Origin of the sequence: Kitasatospora sp. NPDC008115, assembly GCF_042957205.1 — a bacterium.
In the GTDB taxonomy this organism is placed as follows: Bacteria; Actinomycetota; Actinomycetes; order Streptomycetales; family Streptomycetaceae; genus Kitasatospora.
This window is the reverse complement of record NZ_JBIBHU010000017.1, coordinates 137,728-155,334: the sequence shown is the minus strand read 5'-3', so window position 1 is coordinate 155,334 and position 17,607 is coordinate 137,728. Positions and strand designations below refer to the sequence as shown.

Annotated in this window: 15 protein-coding genes and 1 pseudogene; 10 read left to right on the top strand and 6 right to left on the bottom strand. The window is 75.2% G+C overall.

The features are described from left to right. Positions 1-135 precede the first annotated feature (135 nt). Entirely contained in the window at positions 136-780 is a 645-nt protein-coding gene (locus ACFZBX_RS22230; RefSeq protein WP_391535497.1) for an ABC transporter ATP-binding protein, read from the top strand. Between the two features lie 117 nt (positions 781-897). Further along, entirely contained in the window at positions 898-1,587 is a 690-nt protein-coding gene (locus ACFZBX_RS22225; protein ID WP_391535496.1) for an ABC transporter ATP-binding protein, read from the top strand. A gap of 247 nt (positions 1,588-1,834) precedes the next feature. On the opposite strand, the gene ACFZBX_RS22220 is transcribed toward ACFZBX_RS22225, so the two are convergent. The 3 genes from ACFZBX_RS22220 to ACFZBX_RS22210 form a co-directional block, all read right to left on the bottom strand. After that, positions 1,835-2,620, bottom strand: coding sequence for an SDR family NAD(P)-dependent oxidoreductase (locus tag ACFZBX_RS22220; RefSeq protein WP_391535495.1), 786 nt, complete (start codon positions 2,618-2,620; stop codon positions 1,835-1,837). 67 nt (positions 2,621-2,687) lie between these two features. Then, entirely contained in the window at positions 2,688-3,416 is a 729-nt protein-coding gene (locus tag ACFZBX_RS22215) for an MIP family channel protein (protein WP_380752747.1), read from the bottom strand. Between the two features lie 487 nt (positions 3,417-3,903). Beyond that, the gene (locus tag ACFZBX_RS22210; protein WP_391535494.1) at positions 3,904-4,509 is read right to left on the bottom strand and encodes a helix-turn-helix domain-containing protein; all 606 of its coding nucleotides are present in this window, start codon (positions 4,507-4,509) and stop codon (positions 3,904-3,906) included. A gap of 201 nt (positions 4,510-4,710) precedes the next feature. On the opposite strand from ACFZBX_RS22210, the gene ACFZBX_RS22205 reads away from it, so the two are divergent. After that, a complete protein-coding gene (locus tag ACFZBX_RS22205; RefSeq protein ID WP_391535493.1) occupies positions 4,711-5,883 on the top strand; it encodes an NAD(P)-binding protein in 1,173 nt (390 codons plus the stop codon). Positions 5,884-5,940: 57 nt separating this feature from the next. Here the strand turns inward: ACFZBX_RS22205 and ACFZBX_RS22200 are convergent, their stop codons facing one another. Beyond that, positions 5,941-6,534 (bottom strand): helix-turn-helix domain-containing protein, encoded by a 594-nt coding sequence (locus ACFZBX_RS22200; RefSeq protein ID WP_391535492.1) that lies wholly within the window; start codon positions 6,532-6,534, stop codon positions 5,941-5,943. Between the two features lie 123 nt (positions 6,535-6,657). On the opposite strand from ACFZBX_RS22200, the gene ACFZBX_RS22195 reads away from it, so the two are divergent. Further along, entirely contained in the window at positions 6,658-8,070 is a 1,413-nt protein-coding gene (locus ACFZBX_RS22195) for an MFS transporter (RefSeq protein WP_391535491.1), read from the top strand. Between the two features lie 233 nt (positions 8,071-8,303). After that, positions 8,304-8,864: a GNAT family N-acetyltransferase gene (locus ACFZBX_RS22190; protein ID WP_391535490.1), complete on the top strand. Its 561-nt coding sequence runs from the start codon at positions 8,304-8,306 to the stop codon at positions 8,862-8,864. Positions 8,865-8,937: 73 nt separating this feature from the next. Here ACFZBX_RS22190 and ACFZBX_RS22185 read toward each other — a convergent pair whose 3' ends face one another. Both ACFZBX_RS22185 and ACFZBX_RS22180 read right to left on the bottom strand, forming a co-directional pair. Then, the gene (locus tag ACFZBX_RS22185; RefSeq protein ID WP_391535535.1) at positions 8,938-9,432 is read right to left on the bottom strand and encodes a YbaK/EbsC family protein; all 495 of its coding nucleotides are present in this window, start codon (positions 9,430-9,432) and stop codon (positions 8,938-8,940) included. Positions 9,433-9,465: 33 nt separating this feature from the next. Beyond that, positions 9,466-11,133: pseudogene (locus ACFZBX_RS22180) on the bottom strand (2-isopropylmalate synthase); the annotation flags it as partial. 697 nt (positions 11,134-11,830) lie between these two features. On the opposite strand from ACFZBX_RS22180, the gene ACFZBX_RS22175 reads away from it, so the two are divergent. The 5 genes from ACFZBX_RS22175 to ACFZBX_RS22155 all read left to right on the top strand — a co-directional run bounded on the left by ACFZBX_RS22175 (position 11,831) and on the right by ACFZBX_RS22155 (position 17,586). Beyond that, the gene (locus tag ACFZBX_RS22175) at positions 11,831-14,896 is read left to right on the top strand and encodes a nitrate- and nitrite sensing domain-containing protein (protein ID WP_391535489.1); all 3,066 of its coding nucleotides are present in this window, start codon (positions 11,831-11,833) and stop codon (positions 14,894-14,896) included. Continuing rightward, positions 14,893-15,324, top strand: a complete 432-nt coding sequence (locus ACFZBX_RS22170) for a roadblock/LC7 domain-containing protein (RefSeq protein WP_376095584.1) — start codon at positions 14,893-14,895, stop codon at positions 15,322-15,324. The genes ACFZBX_RS22175 and ACFZBX_RS22170 overlap by 4 nt, the downstream gene beginning before the upstream one ends. A gap of 7 nt (positions 15,325-15,331) precedes the next feature. Then, entirely contained in the window at positions 15,332-15,763 is a 432-nt protein-coding gene (locus tag ACFZBX_RS22165) for a DUF742 domain-containing protein (RefSeq protein WP_380752723.1), read from the top strand. Between the two features lie 3 nt (positions 15,764-15,766). Then, positions 15,767-16,375 carry an ATP/GTP-binding protein gene (locus ACFZBX_RS22160; protein ID WP_391535488.1) on the top strand — a complete coding sequence of 203 codons (609 nt, stop codon included), beginning with the start codon at positions 15,767-15,769 and terminating at the stop codon, positions 16,373-16,375. A 77-nt stretch (positions 16,376-16,452) separates the two neighbouring features. Beyond that, positions 16,453-17,586, top strand: a complete 1,134-nt coding sequence (locus tag ACFZBX_RS22155) for an FAD-dependent monooxygenase (protein ID WP_391535487.1) — start codon at positions 16,453-16,455, stop codon at positions 17,584-17,586. Positions 17,587-17,607: the final 21 nt, after the last annotated feature.

The window sequence follows — 17,607 nt, the reverse complement described above, 5'->3', positions numbered from 1 at the left end:
CCCCGATCGGCCACGAGCGACGTGCCGGGGAGCCGCACCATGACCCGACGGCGCCGCTCCACCCCTCCACCACAGCCGCTTGCCGCGCGGCTGACGGCGCGTGGGGTGGTGCGGCGGTATGGGGGGATCGAAGCGGTGGCGGGGGTGGATCTGGTCGCGGCGGCGGGGCGGGTGACGGCGTTGATCGGGCCGAACGGGGCGGGGAAGAGCACGTTGTTCGACTGCCTGGCCGGGACCGTCCGCCCCGATGCGGGCAGGGTGCTGCTCGGGGGGCGGGACGTCACCCGGATGCCGGTGCACGAACGGGTGCGGCTCGGGCTGGCCCGGACGTTCCAGCAGATCGCCGTCTTCCCGACGCTGTCGGTGGCGGACAACGTGCGGGTCGGGGCCGAGCGGCGGGCCGGCGCGGTGGACGGCCGGACGGCGCGGGCGCTCGCCGTGTTCGGGCTGGGCGCGCTGGCGGCGGAGCCGGCCGGCGGGCAGCCGACGGGCGTGCTGCGGCTGGTCGAACTGGCGCGGGCACTGGCCGGCGAGCCGCGCGTGCTGCTGTTGGACGAGCCGGCGGCAGGCCTGGACACCGCGCAGACCGCCCGGCTGCTCACCGTCCTGCGCGGGCTGGCCGACGACGGCATGGCCCTGCTGCTGGTCGAGCACGACCCGGACCTGGTGTCCGAGCTCGCCGACACCGTCTACGCGATGGCCGACGGCCGAGTGGTCGCCGCCGGCCCGACGGCGGCGGTGCTGGCCGACCCCCGGGTGATCCGCGCCTGGGGGCGGTGACGGGGCGGACGAAGCGGGTGACAACTGACAACTGACAGATTTCAGATAACAGATAACAGATGACAGATTTCCAATTTCCAACCCTCAACCCCTACTCGACCCCCGGGAGGCCGCCCCATGCCCGTCGAAGTGGCGCTGCGGGGTGTGCGGGTGCGGTACGGCCCGTTGGAGGCTCTGCACGGGGTGGACCTGGCCGTGCCCTCCGGGCGGGTGACCGTGCTGCTCGGCCGCAACGGGTCGGGCCGCACGAGTGCGCTGCACGCGCTGGCCGGGCTGGTGCGGCCGACCGCCGGGCGGGTGGTGTGGCGGGGGCGGGACGTCACCGCGCTCGGCGTGCACCAGCGGGTGCGGCTCGGACTCGCGCTGGTGCCGGCGGAGCGGGCCGTGTTCCCGTCGCTCACCGTCGCCGAGCACCTCGCGCTCGGCGCCGACCGCCGCCGGGGCGGGCCCACCGGCGAGGCGCTGGAGCTGTTCCCCGAGCTCACCGCCCTACTCCCCCGACGGGCCGGCACGCTCTCCGGCGGCCAGCAACAACTCGTCGCCGTCGCCCGCGCGTTGAGCGCCTCGCCGACGCTGCTCCTGCTCGACGAGCCGGACCGGGGGCTGGCCCCGGCCGTCGCCGCCCGGCTGCACTCGCACCTGCTGTCCTCGGCCGCCGCCGCCACCGGCCGGACGGTGGTGGTGACCGCGCAGACCCTCCCGTCGACGCTGACCGCGGCGGCGGCCGTGCACGTCCTGCACCGGGGCGAGGTCAGCTTCTCCGGGGAGCCCGGCGAGCCGAGAACGGCTCGGGACGCGGCGCGGTGATCACCTCGCCGGGCGCGGCGGCGGCCATGATCTCATCCAACAGGCCGCTCCCCTGGGTGAGTTCACGGATCGCCCCGGTGATCCGGGCGCCGGCCGGCGCGCTGCTCGCCGCCGGCCACCCGGTGACACTGTGGAACCGCACGCCCGGCCGAGGCGCCGACCTCGTCGAACGCGGCGCACGCACGGCGTCCCGGCCCTCACCGGGACCGCGGCGACGGCTCCCCCGACATCACCGGGCCGCCGACCGTCACTGGGCGAGGTAGCCGCCGTCCACCGGGAGGACGGCACCGGTGATGAACGAGGCCTCGTCGGACGCGAGGAAGAGGACGGCGGCGGCCACCTCCGCCGGTGAACCGAGCCGGCGCATCGGGTGGAGCTGCTCGATGGCGGCGAGGTACTCGGGCCCGCCGGGTTCGTCCCGCAGGCGGGCGACCCGCTCGGTGGTGATCGTGCCGGGGGCGACGGCGTTGACCCGGACGCCCCGGTCGGCCCACTCCACCGCGAGGTGCTTGGTGAGGCCGGAGGCGACGAACTTGGCGGGGCCGTAGACCGCCTGGCCGCGCTGCCCGGCGAGGCCGGAGATGGACGAGACGCAGACGATCGCTCCCCCCGCCGGCGCCATCGCCTCGATCGCGTACTTGCAGGTGAGGAACATGCCGCGGCCGTCGACGGCCATCACCTGGTCCCAGTCCTCGGCGGACGCCTCGGTGATCTCCATCAGCGGGATCACCCCCGCGTTGGCCACCAGGACGTCCAGCCGACCGTGCCGTTCGACGGCGGCGGCGATCATCCGGCGGGAGTCCTCCTCCCGCGACACGTCCCCGACGACCGTGGTGACGGCCTGCGGCAGCTGTTCGGCCAGCCGCCGCAGACCGTCACCGTCGAGGTCGGTGGCCACCACCGACGCGCCCTCCCGGGCGAAGAGTTCGGCGACGGCGCGGCCGATCCCGTTCGCGGCGCCGGTGACCACACAGGACTTCCCGGCCAGCCGCCCGGTGGAACCCTGGGCGGCCGCGGTCTTCACATCCTCCATGACGCCGAACTGTAACGGCTCGACGCCGATCGGTGGCCCTCCCCGGGAAAACACCCCCCGGAGCCGGCTACGCCGCGGCCCGGGCGTCCGTGGCGAGGGCCTCGGCGGCGGGGAGGTTGGGCTGCGGGTGGGTGAGCAGGTGCACACCGGCCGCCAGCGCGCCGCCGACCAGCGGGGCGAGCAGGAACAGCCACAGCTGCGACAGCGCGGGGCCGCCCGCGAACAGGGCCGGGCCGAAGCTGCGGGCCGGGTTCACCGAGGTGCCGGTGAGCGGGATGCCGACCAGGTGCACGACCACCAGGGCCATGCCGATCGGCAGCCCGTCGAAGCCGGTGGCGGCGAGGCGGTGGGTGACCGCGAGGACCACGTAGACCAGCAGGAAGGTCAGCACGACCTCGGTCAGGAAGGCGCCACCGGCGTTGATGTGGACCTGCGAGCGGTCACCCCAGCCGTTGGTGCCGAGCTTGCCGTGGGTCTCCAGGCCGGGGACCTGCTTGGCGAGCAGCAGCACCAGCGCCGCGCCCGCGATGCCGCCGAGCACCTGCGCGACCCAGTACGACACCGCCGTGCGGCCGTCGATCCGGCGGGCCAGCAGGAAACCGAGCGTCACCGCCGGGTTCACGTGGCAGCCGGAGATCGGGCCGATCGCGTACGCCAGCGCGAGCAGCACGAAGCCGAACGCGAGCGCGATGCCCACCGAGCCGATGGCATCCCCGGCCAGCACCGCGGCACCCACCGCCAGCAGCACCAACAACAGCGTTCCGAGGAATTCGCCGACCACTGCTCGCCTGTCCATCCGGGTCCTCCAGACCTCGTGCGCGCGGACGGCCTGGCGCCGCCCGTCACTCCCGGTCAACCCTCTGCACTCGAATGGGCGAGCGCATGTCGGCCGACCGGCTGATCCCCGTGATCACGGGGATTCCGAGCGTCGGATTATTCCAAACGAGTGAAAATCAGACCAATCCGGACTTAGCTCACTATCAGGATGATCTTCCCGGGCGGCCGACCGGGCGCCCCTCGGCCCGCCAGGACGGTGGCCGGCTCGCCACCGGCGAACCGGACCGCGCCGCCGCTCGGCACAGGAGGTCGGACCCGCCGACTTCCCACTCCGCACCCCACAACGGGCCGGGCCACGGCACGACACAGGTCACGCCGGGAACGGGCACAGCGGCCGGGCCGGAGGGGGCGACCGCGCTCGGTGGAGCAGGAAGTCGGACCCGCCGACTTCCCGCTCCCGGGCACTCAACTCCGGGAGGGTGGGGGCAGCGGGCGGCGATGGCGCCTCACCACTCCTTCGGCTCCTTCGGGCGGGTGCGGGCGCGGAGGTGGAGGCGTTCGCCCTGCTTGCCGAAGAGGCTGAGGACTTCGACGTCGCCCGTGCCCGTGGAGCCGAACCAGTGCGGGTTCTGGCAGTCGAACTCGGCCGCCTCGCCGGGGGCGAGGACGACGTCGTGTTCGCCGAGCAGCAGGCGCAGGCGGCCGGAGAGGACGTAGAGCCACTCGTGGCCGGCGTGGGTGGCGGGCGAGGGGGTGTGCTGGGCGGCCGGGATGGTGATCTTGAACGCGCGGGGTTCGGTGCGGTGGCGGGAGAGCGGGACGAAGGTGCGGCCGTCGGCGCGGCCCGGGTGCTGGTGGACGCGCGGGTCCTGGACGCGGGGGGCGGCGACGATCTCGTCCAGGGGGACGGCGAGAGCGGCGGCGATGGGCAGCAGGAGTTCCAGGCTGGGCTTGCGCTGCTCGGACTCCAGCCGCGACAGCGTGCTCTTGGAGATGCCGGTGGCCTGGCCGAGGTCGGCCAGGGACATGCCCTTGCGCTCGCGCAGGCGGCGCAGCCGGGGGCCGATCTGGCGCAGGGTCGCGGCGATCTCGGGGTTGGCGTCCTGGTCCATGCGACCGATCGAAGCAGCCCGTCCCGGTTCCGGCAAAGGCCGCACCCGCCACCCGAGCGGGCGGCGCCGGGCGGCCGTTCGCGAACTCCTGTGCGGCGGGCTGTCACATCCGGGCGCCCCGCGTCGTCTCCTTCCCGACAGCGGCCGACCGCCGGGAGCGACCCGGCCGGCCGGACGAGGAGAACCAGGGAGGACGGGCCCATGGCGCGGCGGATCACCATCATCGGCGGGGGCTTCGGCGGTCTGACGGCGGCCATCTCGGCGGCCGAGGCCGGCGCCGACGTAACGCTCCACGAGGCGCACCGGCGGCTCGGTGGCCGGGCGCGCACCACGCGGGCGCCGTACCGGGCCAACGAGGGGCCGCACGCCTTCTACCGGCGCGGCCCGCACTGGGCGTGGCTGCGCCGGCGCGGGCTGGTCGGGCCGCTCGCCCGGGTCCCGCTCGGCGCGCTGCTGCGCACCCGCTACCTGCTCGACGGCCGACTGCGCGCGCTGCCGCCGCTGGCGCTCGCGCGGCTGGCGGCGCGCCGGGACGCGCCGGTCGGCCGGACCTTCCTCGGCTGGGCGAGCGAGGTGGCGGGCGAGCGGACGGCCCGGGCGGCGGCCAACTTCGCGGCCGTCGCGACCTTCCACCACGACCCGGGGCTGCTGTCGGCGGCGTTCACCCAGGAGCGGTTGCGCCGGGCCGCGAGCCTGCCGCCGGAGGCGGTGTACCCGGTGGGCGGCTGGCAGTCGGTGATCGACCGGATGACGGCGCGGGCCCAGGAATTGGGCGTGCGGATCGAGACCGGGTCGCGGCTGGAGGTGCTGCCGCCGACCAACAACCCGATCGTCGTCGCGACGTCCCTGGAGTCGGCGCGACGGCTGCTGGGCGACCCGGGTCTGACCGGGGAGAGCGGCCGGACGCTGCTGCTCGACGTGGCGCTGCGCTCGCGGCGCGGGGACGCGTTCTTCGTCTCCGACCTCGACCGCACCGGCTGGGTGGAGCGCTTCACCACCCAGGACGACGGGCTGGCCCCGGCCGGCGAGCAACTCGTCCAGGCCCAGCTCCCGCTGTCCGCCGCCGAGTCGAAGGAGGACGGGCTGGCCAGGGCCGAGCACCTGCTGGACCTGGGCTTCCCGGGCTGGTCCGAGCGCCTGGTGTGGCGCCGCGCCGCCGTCGCCGCCGGCCGTACCGGCGCCGTGGACCGGCCAGGCACCTCCTGGCGCGACCGGCCCGCGATCGACCGCGGCGACGGCGTCTACCTCGTCGGCGACCAGGTCGCCGCGCCGGGTGTGCTGAGCGAGGTCTCCTTCACCAGCGCCCTGGAGGCCGTCTCCCTGGCCCTCGCCCGGCACCCCGCCCACCACGCCTCCCACCGGGCGGCCGACTGAGCGGCGCGGGTGAGGCCCGCAGGCCTACGCCGGACCTAAGCCGGGCCTACGCCGGACCTAAGCCGGGGCGGGGCCGGTGCGGAGCACGGCCTGGTCGCCGTGGGGGCCGTAGAGGTGGAGGATCTCCACGGCGTCGGCGCCGGCGGGGCCGAACCAGTGCGGCTCGGCGGTGTCGAACCCGGCGGCCTCGCCCGGGTGGAGGGTGAGGTCGCGGTCGCCGACGAGCAGGCGCAGGTCGCCGGCGAGGACGTAGAGCCACTCGTACCCGGCGTGGCTGACGAGCCGGGGTTCGCGCGGGGCGAGGACCTGTTTGAAGACCTGCACCCGGCCCGGGTACCGGGTGAGCGGGAGGAGGACGCTGCCGGGGTCGCGGTGGCGGGGCTGGAGGTGGAGGCGGGGGTCGCCGGTGGCGGGGGCGGCGATCAGGTGGTCCAGGGCGACGCGGTGGGCGCGGGCGAGCGGGATGAGCAGGTCGAGGGTGGGGCGGCGGTGGCCGGACTCCAGGCGGGACAGGGTGCTCACGGAGATGCCGGTGCCGGCGGCGAGGGCGTCCAGGGTGAGGCCGCGGCCGAGGCGCAGCGCGCGCAGCCGGGGTCCGATGGCGGCGATGAGCTGCGTGACGTCGTCGTTGGCGGTGGGGTCGGCGTCCATGGGGACGATTCTGCCCGGGGGCCGCCGCTTTGCGGTTTCCGCAAGAACGGTGGGCCGGGGCCGCGCCCGGACCTCAGCATGGGCGACCGGTAAGACGATCCGACCGGAAGGCGGGCCCCGCCCATGAGCAGCACCACCACCACGGCGACAGCAGCGCCGCCACCGCCCCTCCTCAGTGCCCGCCGGCGCTGGACCGTGCTCGCCGTCTGCGCGCTGAGCCTGTTCCTGGTCGGCCTGGACACCACCATCGTCAACGTCGGCCTGCCCGCGATCGGGCGCGGCCTGGAGGTGGGCACCCGCGACCTGGAGTGGATCGTGGACGCCTACACGGTCGTCCTCGCCAGCCTTCTGATCACGGCCGGCGCGTTCGCCGACCGCTTCGGGCGCCGGCGGGTCTTCCAGGGCGGTCTGCTGGTCTTCGGCCTCGCCTCGCTCGCCTGCGCGCTCGCGCCCTCCACGGGCGCGCTGGTCGCGGCGCGCGCCCTCCAGGGCGTGGGGGCGTCGATGCTCAGCCCGGTGGCGCTGGCGATCGTGGTGAACGCCATGCCCGACCCCCGGGAGCGGGCCCGCGCGATCGGGGTGTGGGCGTCGGTGTTCGGGCTGAGCATGGCGGCCGGGCCGGTGACCGGCGGGGCGCTGGTCGCGGCGTTCGGCTGGCGGTCGGTGTTCTGGGTGAACGTGCCGGTGGTGGTGGCGGCCGTGGTGCTGAGCGTGCTGTTCGTGCCCGAGTCCCGCGCGCCGCGCGCCCGCCGGCTCGACCTGCCGGGCCAGCTCCTGCTCACCGCGGCCGTGTCCGCGACGGTGGCCGTGCTGATCGAGGGGCCGCGGCTCGGCTGGGCCTCGCCGTGGGCGCTCGCCGGGTGCGCGGTGGCGGTGGCGGCCACCGCCGGGTTCGTCCGCGCCGAACGCCGCCGGGCCGAGCCGCTGATGGACCTCGGGCTGTTCCGGCGGCCGGTGTTCACCACCGCCGTCCTGGGCGCGGTGGCGGTGTTCGTGGCGCTGACGGTGAGTCTGCTGCTCACCACCTTCCAGTTGCAGCACGCCCTGGGGTGGACGCCGCTCGCCGCCGGGCTGGCCTCGCTGCCGATGGCGGTGGGGGCGACGGCGTGCGCGCCGCTGTCGGGGGTGCTGGTGAGCCGGGGCGGGCCGCGCCGGCCGCTGCTGCTCGCGGCCTGGTTCACGGCGGCCGGCGGCGCGCTGCTGCTGGTGCGCACCTTCCTGCCGCACGGGAGCGGGGCCGACGTGCCGGTGCTGCTGGCCGCCAACCTCCTGCTCGGCACCGGCTTCGGCTTCGCCAACGCGCCGATCACCAACACCGCCGTCGGCGGCCTGCCGGCGGACCGCGCGGGGGTGGCGGGGGCGATCACCTCGACGGCCCGTCAGCTCGGCTCGGCGCTCGGCATCGCCGTCGCCGGCGGCCTGGTCGCGAATGCCGGGCTGAGCGATCTGGCCGCCGCCTCCCGCCCGGGCTGGCTGCTGGTCACGGCCTGCGGCCTGCTCCTGCTGCTGGTCGCCCGCGCCTCCCGGCAGCGCTGAGCGGAAAACCCCTCGCACCCGCCGCCGACCGCGTGTTACGGTCCCCCGACGAGCCCGGCCGAACAGGTTGTCGAGCTCGTCCTGATCGACAGGGCAAGCGGAAGAAAGGGAAGGTGAATCGTGGTCGCGGTGATAGCCGCTGCGCAGGCGCTGCGCGGCACCCGGACTGTCCTCACCTCCCGGGTCCCGGTCTGACATCTCTCGCTCCGGGGCCCCTTCTCAAGGGTTTTCCCATGTCTTCTTCCGCTGCCTCCTCCCCTTGCACCTCCCCTTCCTCCTCCTGGCGCGCCCGCGCCGAGGTCCCCGCGGACGTCCCGGCCGTCCGTGAGCTGACGCTGGCCGCCTTCGGACGGCCGGCCGAGGCGGACATCCTCGACGCGCTCCGCACCGACGAGGGGTGGCTCGACGGCCTGTCGGTCGTCGTCTCCGACGCCGACGACCCGGCCGGCGCCCCCGTCGGCCATGTCGTGCTCACCCGCGCGTTCATCGGCGACGTGCCGGCGCTCGCCCTGGGGCCGGTGTCGGTGCACCCCGACCACCAGCGCGGCGGCGCCGGCTCGGCCGCCGTCCGGGCGGTGCTGGACGCCGCCCGCGCGCGCGGCGAGCGGTACGTCATCCTGCTCGGGCACCCGTCGTACTACCCGCGGTTCGGCTTCGGCCGGGCCTCGGAGCACGGCATCACGCTCACGATCGACGCGCCGGACGACGCGTGGATGGCGCTGAGCCTGGACCCGGAGCGCCACCCGCTGCCGTCCGGGACCGCCCGCTGGGCCGCCGCGTTCGGCATCGGGTGACCTGGTGCCGGGACCGCCCGTCCTCGGGCGGTCCCGGCACCTTCCGCAGCGCTTCCGCCGCGGGTGAGGCGTTCTACTCCCGCGGCGGAACCACCGCCGACGGCGTGCCGCCGGTCAGCTTCAGCAGTTCGTCGTACGTCATCGGCACCACCGTGTGCGGGTGCCCGGCGGCGGCCCACAGCAGGTCGTAGCCGGCCAGGTCGGTGTCGACGACGGTGCGCAGCGACGCCGGGTGGCCGACGGGGGCGACGCCGCCGATCGCCTGGCCGGTGGCCTCCCGGACCTGGACGGCGCTCGCCCGGGTGATCGGGCCGGTGCCCAGGACGCGGGCGAGGTGCTCGGTGTCGACGCGGTGGGCGCCGCTGGTCATGACGAGCAGTGGCGCGCCGTCGCAGACGAAGACCAGGCTGTTGGCGATGGCGCCGGCCTCGCAGCCGAGGGCGGCGGCGGCCTCGGCCGCGGTGCGGGCGGAGTCGGGCAGGACGCGGATCTCCCCGGGCAGCCCGGCCTCCGCGAGGGCGTCGGCGACCGCCCGGCTGCGGTCGGGCAGGGGCGTTTCGTTGGTCATCGCCCCATCCTGCCGCACCTCCCGCGCCGTGCCCGCCCGCCCGAGCGCGCTGAGCACCGCCCGGACGCCGGCCGCCAGCACGGAGGAGTCCCGCCCGGCGCCCCAGACCACCTGACCGTCGATCCGCGCCTCGACATAGGCGACGGCGTCGCTGTCCGGCCCGGTGCGCACGGCGTGCTCGGTGAACTGCAGGATGTCCACGGCCCGCCCCGCCGCGCCGAGCGCCGCCGTCACGGCGGCCAGCGGGCCGTTGCCCTCCCCCCGGTGCTCGGCGCCGCCGAGCACCACCGACGCCAGGTGCCGCCCGTCGGCCGCCTCCCCGGTGCGCCACTCCACCCCCGCCGGCGCGGCGTCCAGGTAGGCGGCGGCGAACAGCGCGTACAGCTCCTCTCCGGTGACCTCGCGCCCGCTGTCGTCCGTGGACTCCTGGACGATCCGGGAGAACTCGATCTGCAGCCGGCGCGGCAGCTCCAGCCCGTGCCCGGTCTGCAGCAGATAGGCGATCCCACCCTTGCCGGACTGGCTGTTGACCCGGATCACCGCCTCGTAGTCGCGCCCGAGGTCCGCCGGGTCGATCGGCAGGTAGGGCACGTCCCAGGGCGCCTGCCGCTCGGGGACGCCGAGGCGGGCGGCGGTGGCGGCGTGGTGGGCGAACCCCTTCTTGATGGCGTCCTGGTGGGTGCCGGAGAAGGCGGTGTGGACGAGGTCGCCGACGTAGGGGTGGCGTTCGGGGACGGGCAGCCGGTTGCAGTGCTCGACGGTGCGGCGGATCTCGTCGATGTCGGAGAAGTCCACCATCGGGTCGACGCCCTGGGTGTGGAGGTTCAGCGCGAGGGTCGCCAGGTCGACGTTGCCGGTGCGCTCGCCGTTGCCGAACAGGCAGCCCTCGACGCGCTGGGCCCCGGCCAGCAGGGCGAGTTCGGCGCAGGCGACGCCGGTGCCCCGGTCGTTGTGCGGGTGGACGGAGAGGATCACCGCGTCGCGCCGGGCGAGGTGGCGGTCCAGGTACTCAATCTGGTCGGCGTAGACGTTGGGGGTGGCGATCTCGACGGTGGCGGGCAGGTTGTGGACGACCGGGCGGTCCGGGCTCGCGTCCCACAGCTCGGTGAGGCCGTCGCACAGTTCCAGCACGTAGTCCGGCTCGGTCAGGTTGAAGACCTCCGGCGAGAACTGGAAGCGCAGTCCGGGGCGGTCGCCGGCCAGGCGGGCCATCCGCTCGGCGGCGGCGGTGACCAGCTCCCGCACCTGGGCCCGGTCGCGGCCGAGGACGAGTCGGCGCCAGACGGGGGCGGTGGCGGTGTAGAGGTGGACGACGACCCGGGGCAGGCCCTCGACGGACTCGAAGGTGCGGTCGATCAGGTCGGCGCGGGCGGCGGTGAAGACGACGACGGTGACGTCCTCGGGCACCGCGCCGGGGGTGGTGGCGAGGTGGCGCACGAAGTCGAAGTCGGTGCGGCTGGCGGAGGGGTAGCCGACCTCGATCTCCTTGAAGCCCATGGCGAGGAAGAGGTCGAACATCCGGCGCTTGCGGGCCGGGTCCATCGGTTCGGCGAGTGCCTGGTTGCCGTCCCGCAGGTCGACCGGGACCCACAGCGGGGCCCGTTCGAGGCGCCGGGCGGGCCACCGGCGGCCGCCGGGCAGGGCGTCGAGGGCCGGCAGCGGGACGCGGGCGTGGGCGGGGCGGTAGCGGTGGAACGGCATGGCGCTGCCGCGTTGGGGGTTCCAGGCGGGGGCGTCGGCCGGGACCGGTCCGGCGGGCGTCCGGAGGGTGGCGAACGGCTTGACGTTCTGTGCGGATTCGGTGGAGCGCACGGGGTGCGGCGTCCTTCCCTGGTTCGGTGTCGAGGGGACGACGACCGGCAGCACGGCGACCCGCAGCGGGGTGCCGGTCTGTCAGACCCCGCTGCGGCCACCGAGAAGAAGGCTCCACGTCTGCATGATGCCGGGTACCGTAGCCGTGAACCGCCGGTTGGGACAAACCCGTTCCACCCACCGGGACTTGTCATGGCGTCCACGGGCGCGACCGGGGGCGCGCGACCGGTGCGGAGCGCCCCGCGCCAGGCCCGGACGGCGCCCCGGAGAAGCTGCGAACTCCCCGCTTCGGCGATGTCGAGGACTTGTGTGTGCACCGTCCGAAGATCGAACGGGCTTTCACTCCTAACACACCGTATGACTAGTATCGCCTCGTCATAAAGCCCGTGCCCCGGTCGGTGCGGCCCCTCCCGGGCCGGCCGCCAGCCCCAAGGAGTCAGCTCTGCGCGCGCGTGCGAATCGGCGGCCCCCGACGCCGAAGGCCCCCCGCAGGCGTCGTCCGCGCCTGTCGCTGCGGACGGCACTGCTCGTCCTCGCCCTCGTCCCCAGCATCGCCCTGGCCGTCCTGTGGGCGGTCACCAGCGGTGTGACCTTCTTCGACTTCCAGCGCCTGGCGGCCCAGGGTCTGCTGGCCCAGAAGGCGGGACAGCCGTCCAACATCGTCTACTACAACCTCCAGGAGGAGCGCCGGCTCAGTGCCGAGGCGCTCGCCCGGCCCGGCACCGTCACCGACCAGCTGAAGCGCCAGCGCCAGCTCACCGACGAGGCCGTGCAGAAGTTCCAGACCCTCTCCCGGGAGACCGCCGACAGCGCGCCCGCCGAGGTGCTCACGGCCGTCGCCGAGGCCCGGCGCGCGATGGAGAAGCTGGGCGACCAGCGGGCCGCCGTCGACCGCGGCGGCGCCGACCAGCAGATCGTCTACGCGTACTACACCGACCTGATCGCCGTCGACCTGCGGCTGTTCACCGCGCTCAGCCACGTCGACACCGGCGAGGTCACCTGGATCTCCAAGACCCTGGTCAACTCCTTCTGGGCGAAGGAGATGCTGGCCCGCGAGGACGCGATCCTCGCCCGCGGCTGGCCCTCCGGCCGACTCAGCGCCTCCGACCACCAGCTGCTCCAGCAGGCGATCGGCGCCCAGGACCACCTCTTCACCGTCCAGGTCGTCCCCTACCTCCCGGAGGACGAGCGGGGCGCCTGGTCGGAGCTGATGAGCGGCCCCGCCTGGCAGGCCAAGGCCACCGTGGAGCAGGCGCTCACCCGCCCGGCCGCCGTCGACGCCGCCGGCACCGTGCGGCTGCCGCAGTCGCAGGACCAGTGGCGCCAGGCCATCGACCAGGTCAACCCGCAGCTGGTGAAGCTGCTGGAGACCCGCACCGACGGCGTGGTCGAGGTCGGCAAGGGCTCGATCCTCTCGCTGCTCACCCGGGTCGCGCTGACCGCCGTGATCGGCCTGCTCGCGGTGATCGCGGTGGTCCTCGCCAGCTGGCGGCTGACCCGCTCGCTGCGCCGGCGGATCAAGGACCTGCACCACCAGGCGCAGGAGCTGGAGCGCACCCTGCCCGAGGTCGTCGAGCGCCTCGCCCGCGGCGAGCAGGTCGACGTCGAGGCGGAGAGCCGGGCGATCACCGCCGGGTCGCACGCCCGCGGCGGCGACGAGCTGGCCGAGCTCGGCCAGGCGATGAACCTGGCCCGCACCGCCGCGCTGGAGACCGCCGTCCGGCAGGCCGAGCAGCACCGCGGCTTCGAGCGGCTGCTCCAGCGCATCGCCCGCCGCACCCAGCTGCTGATCGGCCAGCAGCTGCGCAAGCTGGACACCCTGGAGCGGCGGCACGAGGACCCGGAGGTGCTGGAGGGCCTGTTCGACCTCGACCACCTGACGGCCCGTCTGCGCCGCTACGAGGAGAACCTGGTCATCATGGCCGGCGGCCAGCCGCAGCGGAAGTGGCGCAAGCCGGTGCCGCTGCTGGACGTGCTGCGCTCGGCGCAGGGCGAGGTGCAGGAGTACCGCCGGATCGTGCTGGACGTCGAGGGCCACCCGTGGCTCTCCGAGCGCGCGGTCGGACCGGTCGCCCACGTGGTCGCCGAGCTGATGGAGAACGCGGCGAGCTTCTCGAAGCCCCCGACGCCGGTCGACGTGCGGGCAGCCGTCGTCGGGCGCGGGCTGGCGATCGAGATCGAGGACCGCGGCCTCGGCATGGACCTGGAGCAGTACGACGCGGCCAACGCGCTGATGGCCGCCGCGCTCGCCGACGACCCGTCGCGCACGGACATGCTGGCGCGCGGCGACGACATCCGCCTCGGCTTCCACGTGGTGGGCCGGCTGGCGGCCGCGATCGGCCTGCAGATCGAGTTCCGCCCCTCGGCCTTCGGCGGGACCAGGGTGGTCGTGCTCGTCCCCGGCGAGTACGTGCTGGACGGCGACGGCGGACTGCCGGACGGCGCGGCGGTCACCCCGATCCCGCTCGCCCGGCGCCAGCGGCCCGAGCAGCGCCAGGAGACCGCGCCGCTCGCCTCGGTGACCGAGATGCCCTCGGCCGCGACCGGCCCGGCGTCCGCGCCGGTCGTCGCGGTGGACGAGGCGGAGGAGCGCGCGGCCCTGGCGGAGCCCGGGACGGAGCCGGACCCGGAGCGTGCGGGCGCCGACTGGTTCACCCCCGGCACCCAACCGGCGCCGGCCCAGGCCTTCGCCCACGTCGAGTACGTGCCGCCGTCGGACGACGAGGTGTTCGGGGCCCCGGCCCGCACCGGCGTCGGGGACGGCTTCGCGGACAACTTCGAGGACGACTTCGCCGCGGGCTTCGGCGGCGGCTTCGCGCACGGCGACACCGACGGCTACCTGTACCCGCTCGCCGAGCACGGCCGGCCGGTCGAGCACGGCTCGCCCGCCGGCCCCTACGGCTACGGCGGCGGCCCGGCGTACGGCGTGCCCGCCCAGCCCTCGCCGCCCGGCCGGCCGGCGCAGCCCCCGCAGGCCCCCCGGGCCGCGCGGCCCGGGTACGACGACCCCGCCTACCCGGACATCGCCTACGCGACGGTGAAGCCCGACGAGGCCCCGTACGCCGACGAGCAGTACCGGCCCGCCGACCACTACCGGCTGGCCGAACGGCGCCGCGAGGACGACGGCACCGGCACGCCGGACCGGCCGGCCCCCGCCCCGGCCGCGCCGGCGGCGGGCTCGCAGCCGCCGCTGCCGCAGCGGGTCCGGCAGGCCAGCCTGGCCGCCGAGCTGCGCATCCCCCCGCCGGCCCGCAGCCCTTACGCCGCGCACCCCGGCGGCGCGGACTCCGGCGGCGCGGACTCCGGCGGCACTGCCCCCGGCGGCCCGGGCAACGCCCCCGCCACGGGCCCGTTCCAGCGCCCGCCGCGGCGCTCGGGCGCCACCGTCGGCGCCTTCCAGCGCCAGTCCCGGGCCGCCCGCGGCCTCGGCGACACCGGCCCCGGCCCCGGCACCGGCGGCGACGCCGGCCCCGACGCGACCAACGGCCCCGACGCCACCACCGCGGACCACACCGCGGCCCGGCACGGCCTGCCGCCCGGCCCGGCCGCCCCCACGGCCGTCACCGGTCCCCCGCCAACCGCGCCGGGCGCCGCCCCCTGGGCCCTCCCGGCCGCGGACCCCCGAACCACGAGGACGGAAGAGCAGTCATGAACCGCACCATCGCCACCCACCAGGACCTCGACTGGCTGCTGGACGGACTCGTCGACACGGTGCCCGGGACCAGGAGCGCCGTCCTGCTCTCCGACGACGGCCTGGTGGTCAGCCACTCGCGCTCGATCGACCGCGCCGACGCCGAGCGCCTGGCCGCCGTCGCCACCGGCCAGCAGAGCCTCGCCCGGGGCATCGGCCAGCTCTTCGACGGCGGCCCGGTGCACCAGGTGATCATCGAGCTGGCCGAGCTCTGGCTGTTCGTCATCGCCGCCGCCCAGGGCACCCACCTGGCGGTGGTCGCCGACCAGGAGGTGGACGCCGAGGTGATGTCGGTGGCCATGCACCAGCTGGTCCAGCAGGTCGGCCAGAAGCTCAGCACCCCGGTCCGCAGCGAGTTCGACGCCTTCGCCGCCAGGAACCGGGGGTGAGCCCGCGGTGAGGCCGCACTGGAGCGAACTGCCCGACGAGGACGAGGACGACGACTACGGCGCGGGCACGATGGTGCGCCCGTACACCATCACCCGCGGCCGGACGGCGCCCGAGCACGACCACCTCACCCTGATCACGCTGCTGACCACGGTGGAGGAACTCGCGGACCCGGTGCTGGCCGCCCGGTCGTCCGGCGTCCGCGGGCTGCAGCCGGAGCACCGCCTGATCCTGGAGCGGTGCCGCCGGCCGGCCGCCGTCGCCGAGGTGGCGGCCGGGCTCAACCTGCCGGTCTCGGTGACCAAGATCCTCCTGGGCGACCTGATCGCCCAGGGGTTGCTGCTCGCCCGGGCCCCGATCTCGGTGGCCCGGGCCTCGGGGGACGGCGGCCTGGACCTCGGGCTGCTGACGGCCGTACGCGAAGGACTCCGGAGGCTCTGAACCATGGCACCATCCGCACCTCTCCCCTCCTCCCCGTCCCCGATCACCGCCGCGGCCCCCGCGGCCCTGAAGATCCTCATCGCCGGCGGCTTCGGGGTGGGCAAGACCACCCTGGTCGGCTCGGTCAGCGAGGTCGCGCCGCTGCGCACCGAGGAGTACCTGACCCGCGCCAGCGAGGGCGTGGACGACCTCTCCGGGGTGGACCAGAAGGAGACCACCACGGTCGCGCTGGACTTCGGGCGGATCACGGTCAGCCCGGAGCTGGTGGTCTACCTGTTCGGCACGCCCGGCCAGGAGCGCTTCTGGTTCATGTGGAACGACCTGGTGAACGGGGCGCTCGGCGGCATCGTGATCGCCGACACCCGCCGGCTGGAGACCAGCTTCGCCTCGATCGACTTCTTCGAGAGCCGGGGCATCCCGTTCGTGGTGGCGATCAACTGCTTCCACGGCGAGAACACCCGCACCGTGGCGGAGGTCAGGGCCGCCCTGGACCTCGACCCGCAGGTGCCGATGCTGGTCGGCGACGTGCGGGTGCGCAACTTCGGGCGGGACCTGCTGCTCGCGCTGGTCGACCACCTCATGGAGCTGTCGGTCGGCGCCCAGGCCCGCTGAAACGTTTCCCCGACTTCCCCGACTTCCCCGGCTTCCCCAGCTTCCCCGCCTTCCTCACCTTCCCCTGGAGTACCACCATGACCCCACCCCTGCGCGTCCTCGTCCACGGCGCCGGCATCGGCGGCCTGACCGCCGCCACCGCCCTCGCCGGCCGCGGCCACCGGGTCGACGTCGTCGAGCTGCGCGACGCCCTGGAGGCGCTCGGCGTCGGCATCATCCAGCCCTCCAACGCGCTGCACGTGATGCGCGGGATCGGCGTGCTGGAGCAGTGCCTGGCGGTCGGCTTCGAGTGGGAGGTGCTGACCATCTGCGACCCGGCCGGCGGCGTCCTCGCGAAGATCCCGCAGCCGCGGATGGACGACGCGCCGTCCAACAACGGCATCCCCCGCCCCGCGCTCGCCCGGGTGCTGGGCGAGGCCGCCACCGCCGCCGGCGCGACCCTGCGCTTCGGCACCACCATCACCGAACTCACCGACGAGGGCGAGGAGGTGGCGGTCACCCTGTCCGACGGCAGCAGTGCCCGCTACGACCTGGTGGTCGGCTTCGACGGCATCGGCTCGCCGCTGCGCAAGCGGCTCTACGGCGAGAAGTACGCGCCCGAGTACACCGGCTTCGCCAACTGGCGCGTCACCCTGCCGCGTTCGCCCGAGGTGCAGGGCGTGGTGATGTCCGCCGGCAACCTCGCGGCCAAGGCCCTGCTGACCCCGATCAGCGACGAACTCATGTACCTGGGATCGGTGTTCGCCGAGGCCGAGGACTTCCGCCCGGACCCGGAGCGCGCCCACGAGCAGCTGCGCGAGCGCCTGGCCGGCTTCGGCGGGCCGATCGCCGAGGCGCTGGCCCAGGTCACCGACCCGGCGGCGGTGGTGTACTCGCGGATCTCGCAGGTCACCGTCGAGGAGCCGTGGCACGTCGGCCGGGTGGTGCTGGCCGGCGACGCCGCGCACGCCTCCACCCCGCACCTGGCGCAGGGCGCCGCGATGGCCGTCGAGGACGCCCTGGTGCTCGCCCAGTGCCTGGACGCCGCCGAGGCGGTGCCCGCCGCGCTGGCCGCCTGGGAGGAGCGCCGCCGGCCGCGCGCCATGTTCGTGCAGGCGCTGTCGAGGGCGGTCCTCAAGCAGGAGACCGGCACCCCGACCACCCCGGAGGAGGACGAGCTGCTGAAGATCGGCATCCCCGGCGCCGCGCACGTCCTCGTCAAGCCCTACTGACCCGCACGCCCCTCCCGCCCG

Coding starts and splice junctions, on each gene's coding strand:
- ACFZBX_RS22225 (WP_391535496.1), top strand. CDS start 898: ATGCCCGTCGAAGTGGCGCTGCGGGGTGTGCGGGTGCGGTACGGCCCG.
- ACFZBX_RS22220 (WP_391535495.1), bottom strand. CDS start 2,620: ATGGAGGATGTGAAGACCGCGGCCGCCCAGGGTTCCACCGGGCGGCTG.
- ACFZBX_RS22215 (WP_380752747.1), bottom strand. CDS start 3,416: ATGGACAGGCGAGCAGTGGTCGGCGAATTCCTCGGAACGCTGTTGTTG.
- ACFZBX_RS22210 (WP_391535494.1), bottom strand. CDS start 4,509: ATGGACCAGGACGCCAACCCCGAGATCGCCGCGACCCTGCGCCAGATC.
- ACFZBX_RS22205 (WP_391535493.1), top strand. CDS start 4,711: ATGGCGCGGCGGATCACCATCATCGGCGGGGGCTTCGGCGGTCTGACG.
- ACFZBX_RS22200 (WP_391535492.1), bottom strand. CDS start 6,534: ATGGACGCCGACCCCACCGCCAACGACGACGTCACGCAGCTCATCGCC.
- ACFZBX_RS22195 (WP_391535491.1), top strand. CDS start 6,658: ATGAGCAGCACCACCACCACGGCGACAGCAGCGCCGCCACCGCCCCTC.
- ACFZBX_RS22190 (WP_391535490.1), top strand. CDS start 8,304: ATGTCTTCTTCCGCTGCCTCCTCCCCTTGCACCTCCCCTTCCTCCTCC.
- ACFZBX_RS22185 (WP_391535535.1), bottom strand. CDS start 9,432: ATGACCAACGAAACGCCCCTGCCCGACCGCAGCCGGGCGGTCGCCGAC.
- ACFZBX_RS22170 (WP_376095584.1), top strand. CDS start 14,893: ATGAACCGCACCATCGCCACCCACCAGGACCTCGACTGGCTGCTGGAC.
- ACFZBX_RS22160 (WP_391535488.1), top strand. CDS start 15,767: ATGGCACCATCCGCACCTCTCCCCTCCTCCCCGTCCCCGATCACCGCC.
- ACFZBX_RS22155 (WP_391535487.1), top strand. CDS start 16,453: ATGACCCCACCCCTGCGCGTCCTCGTCCACGGCGCCGGCATCGGCGGC.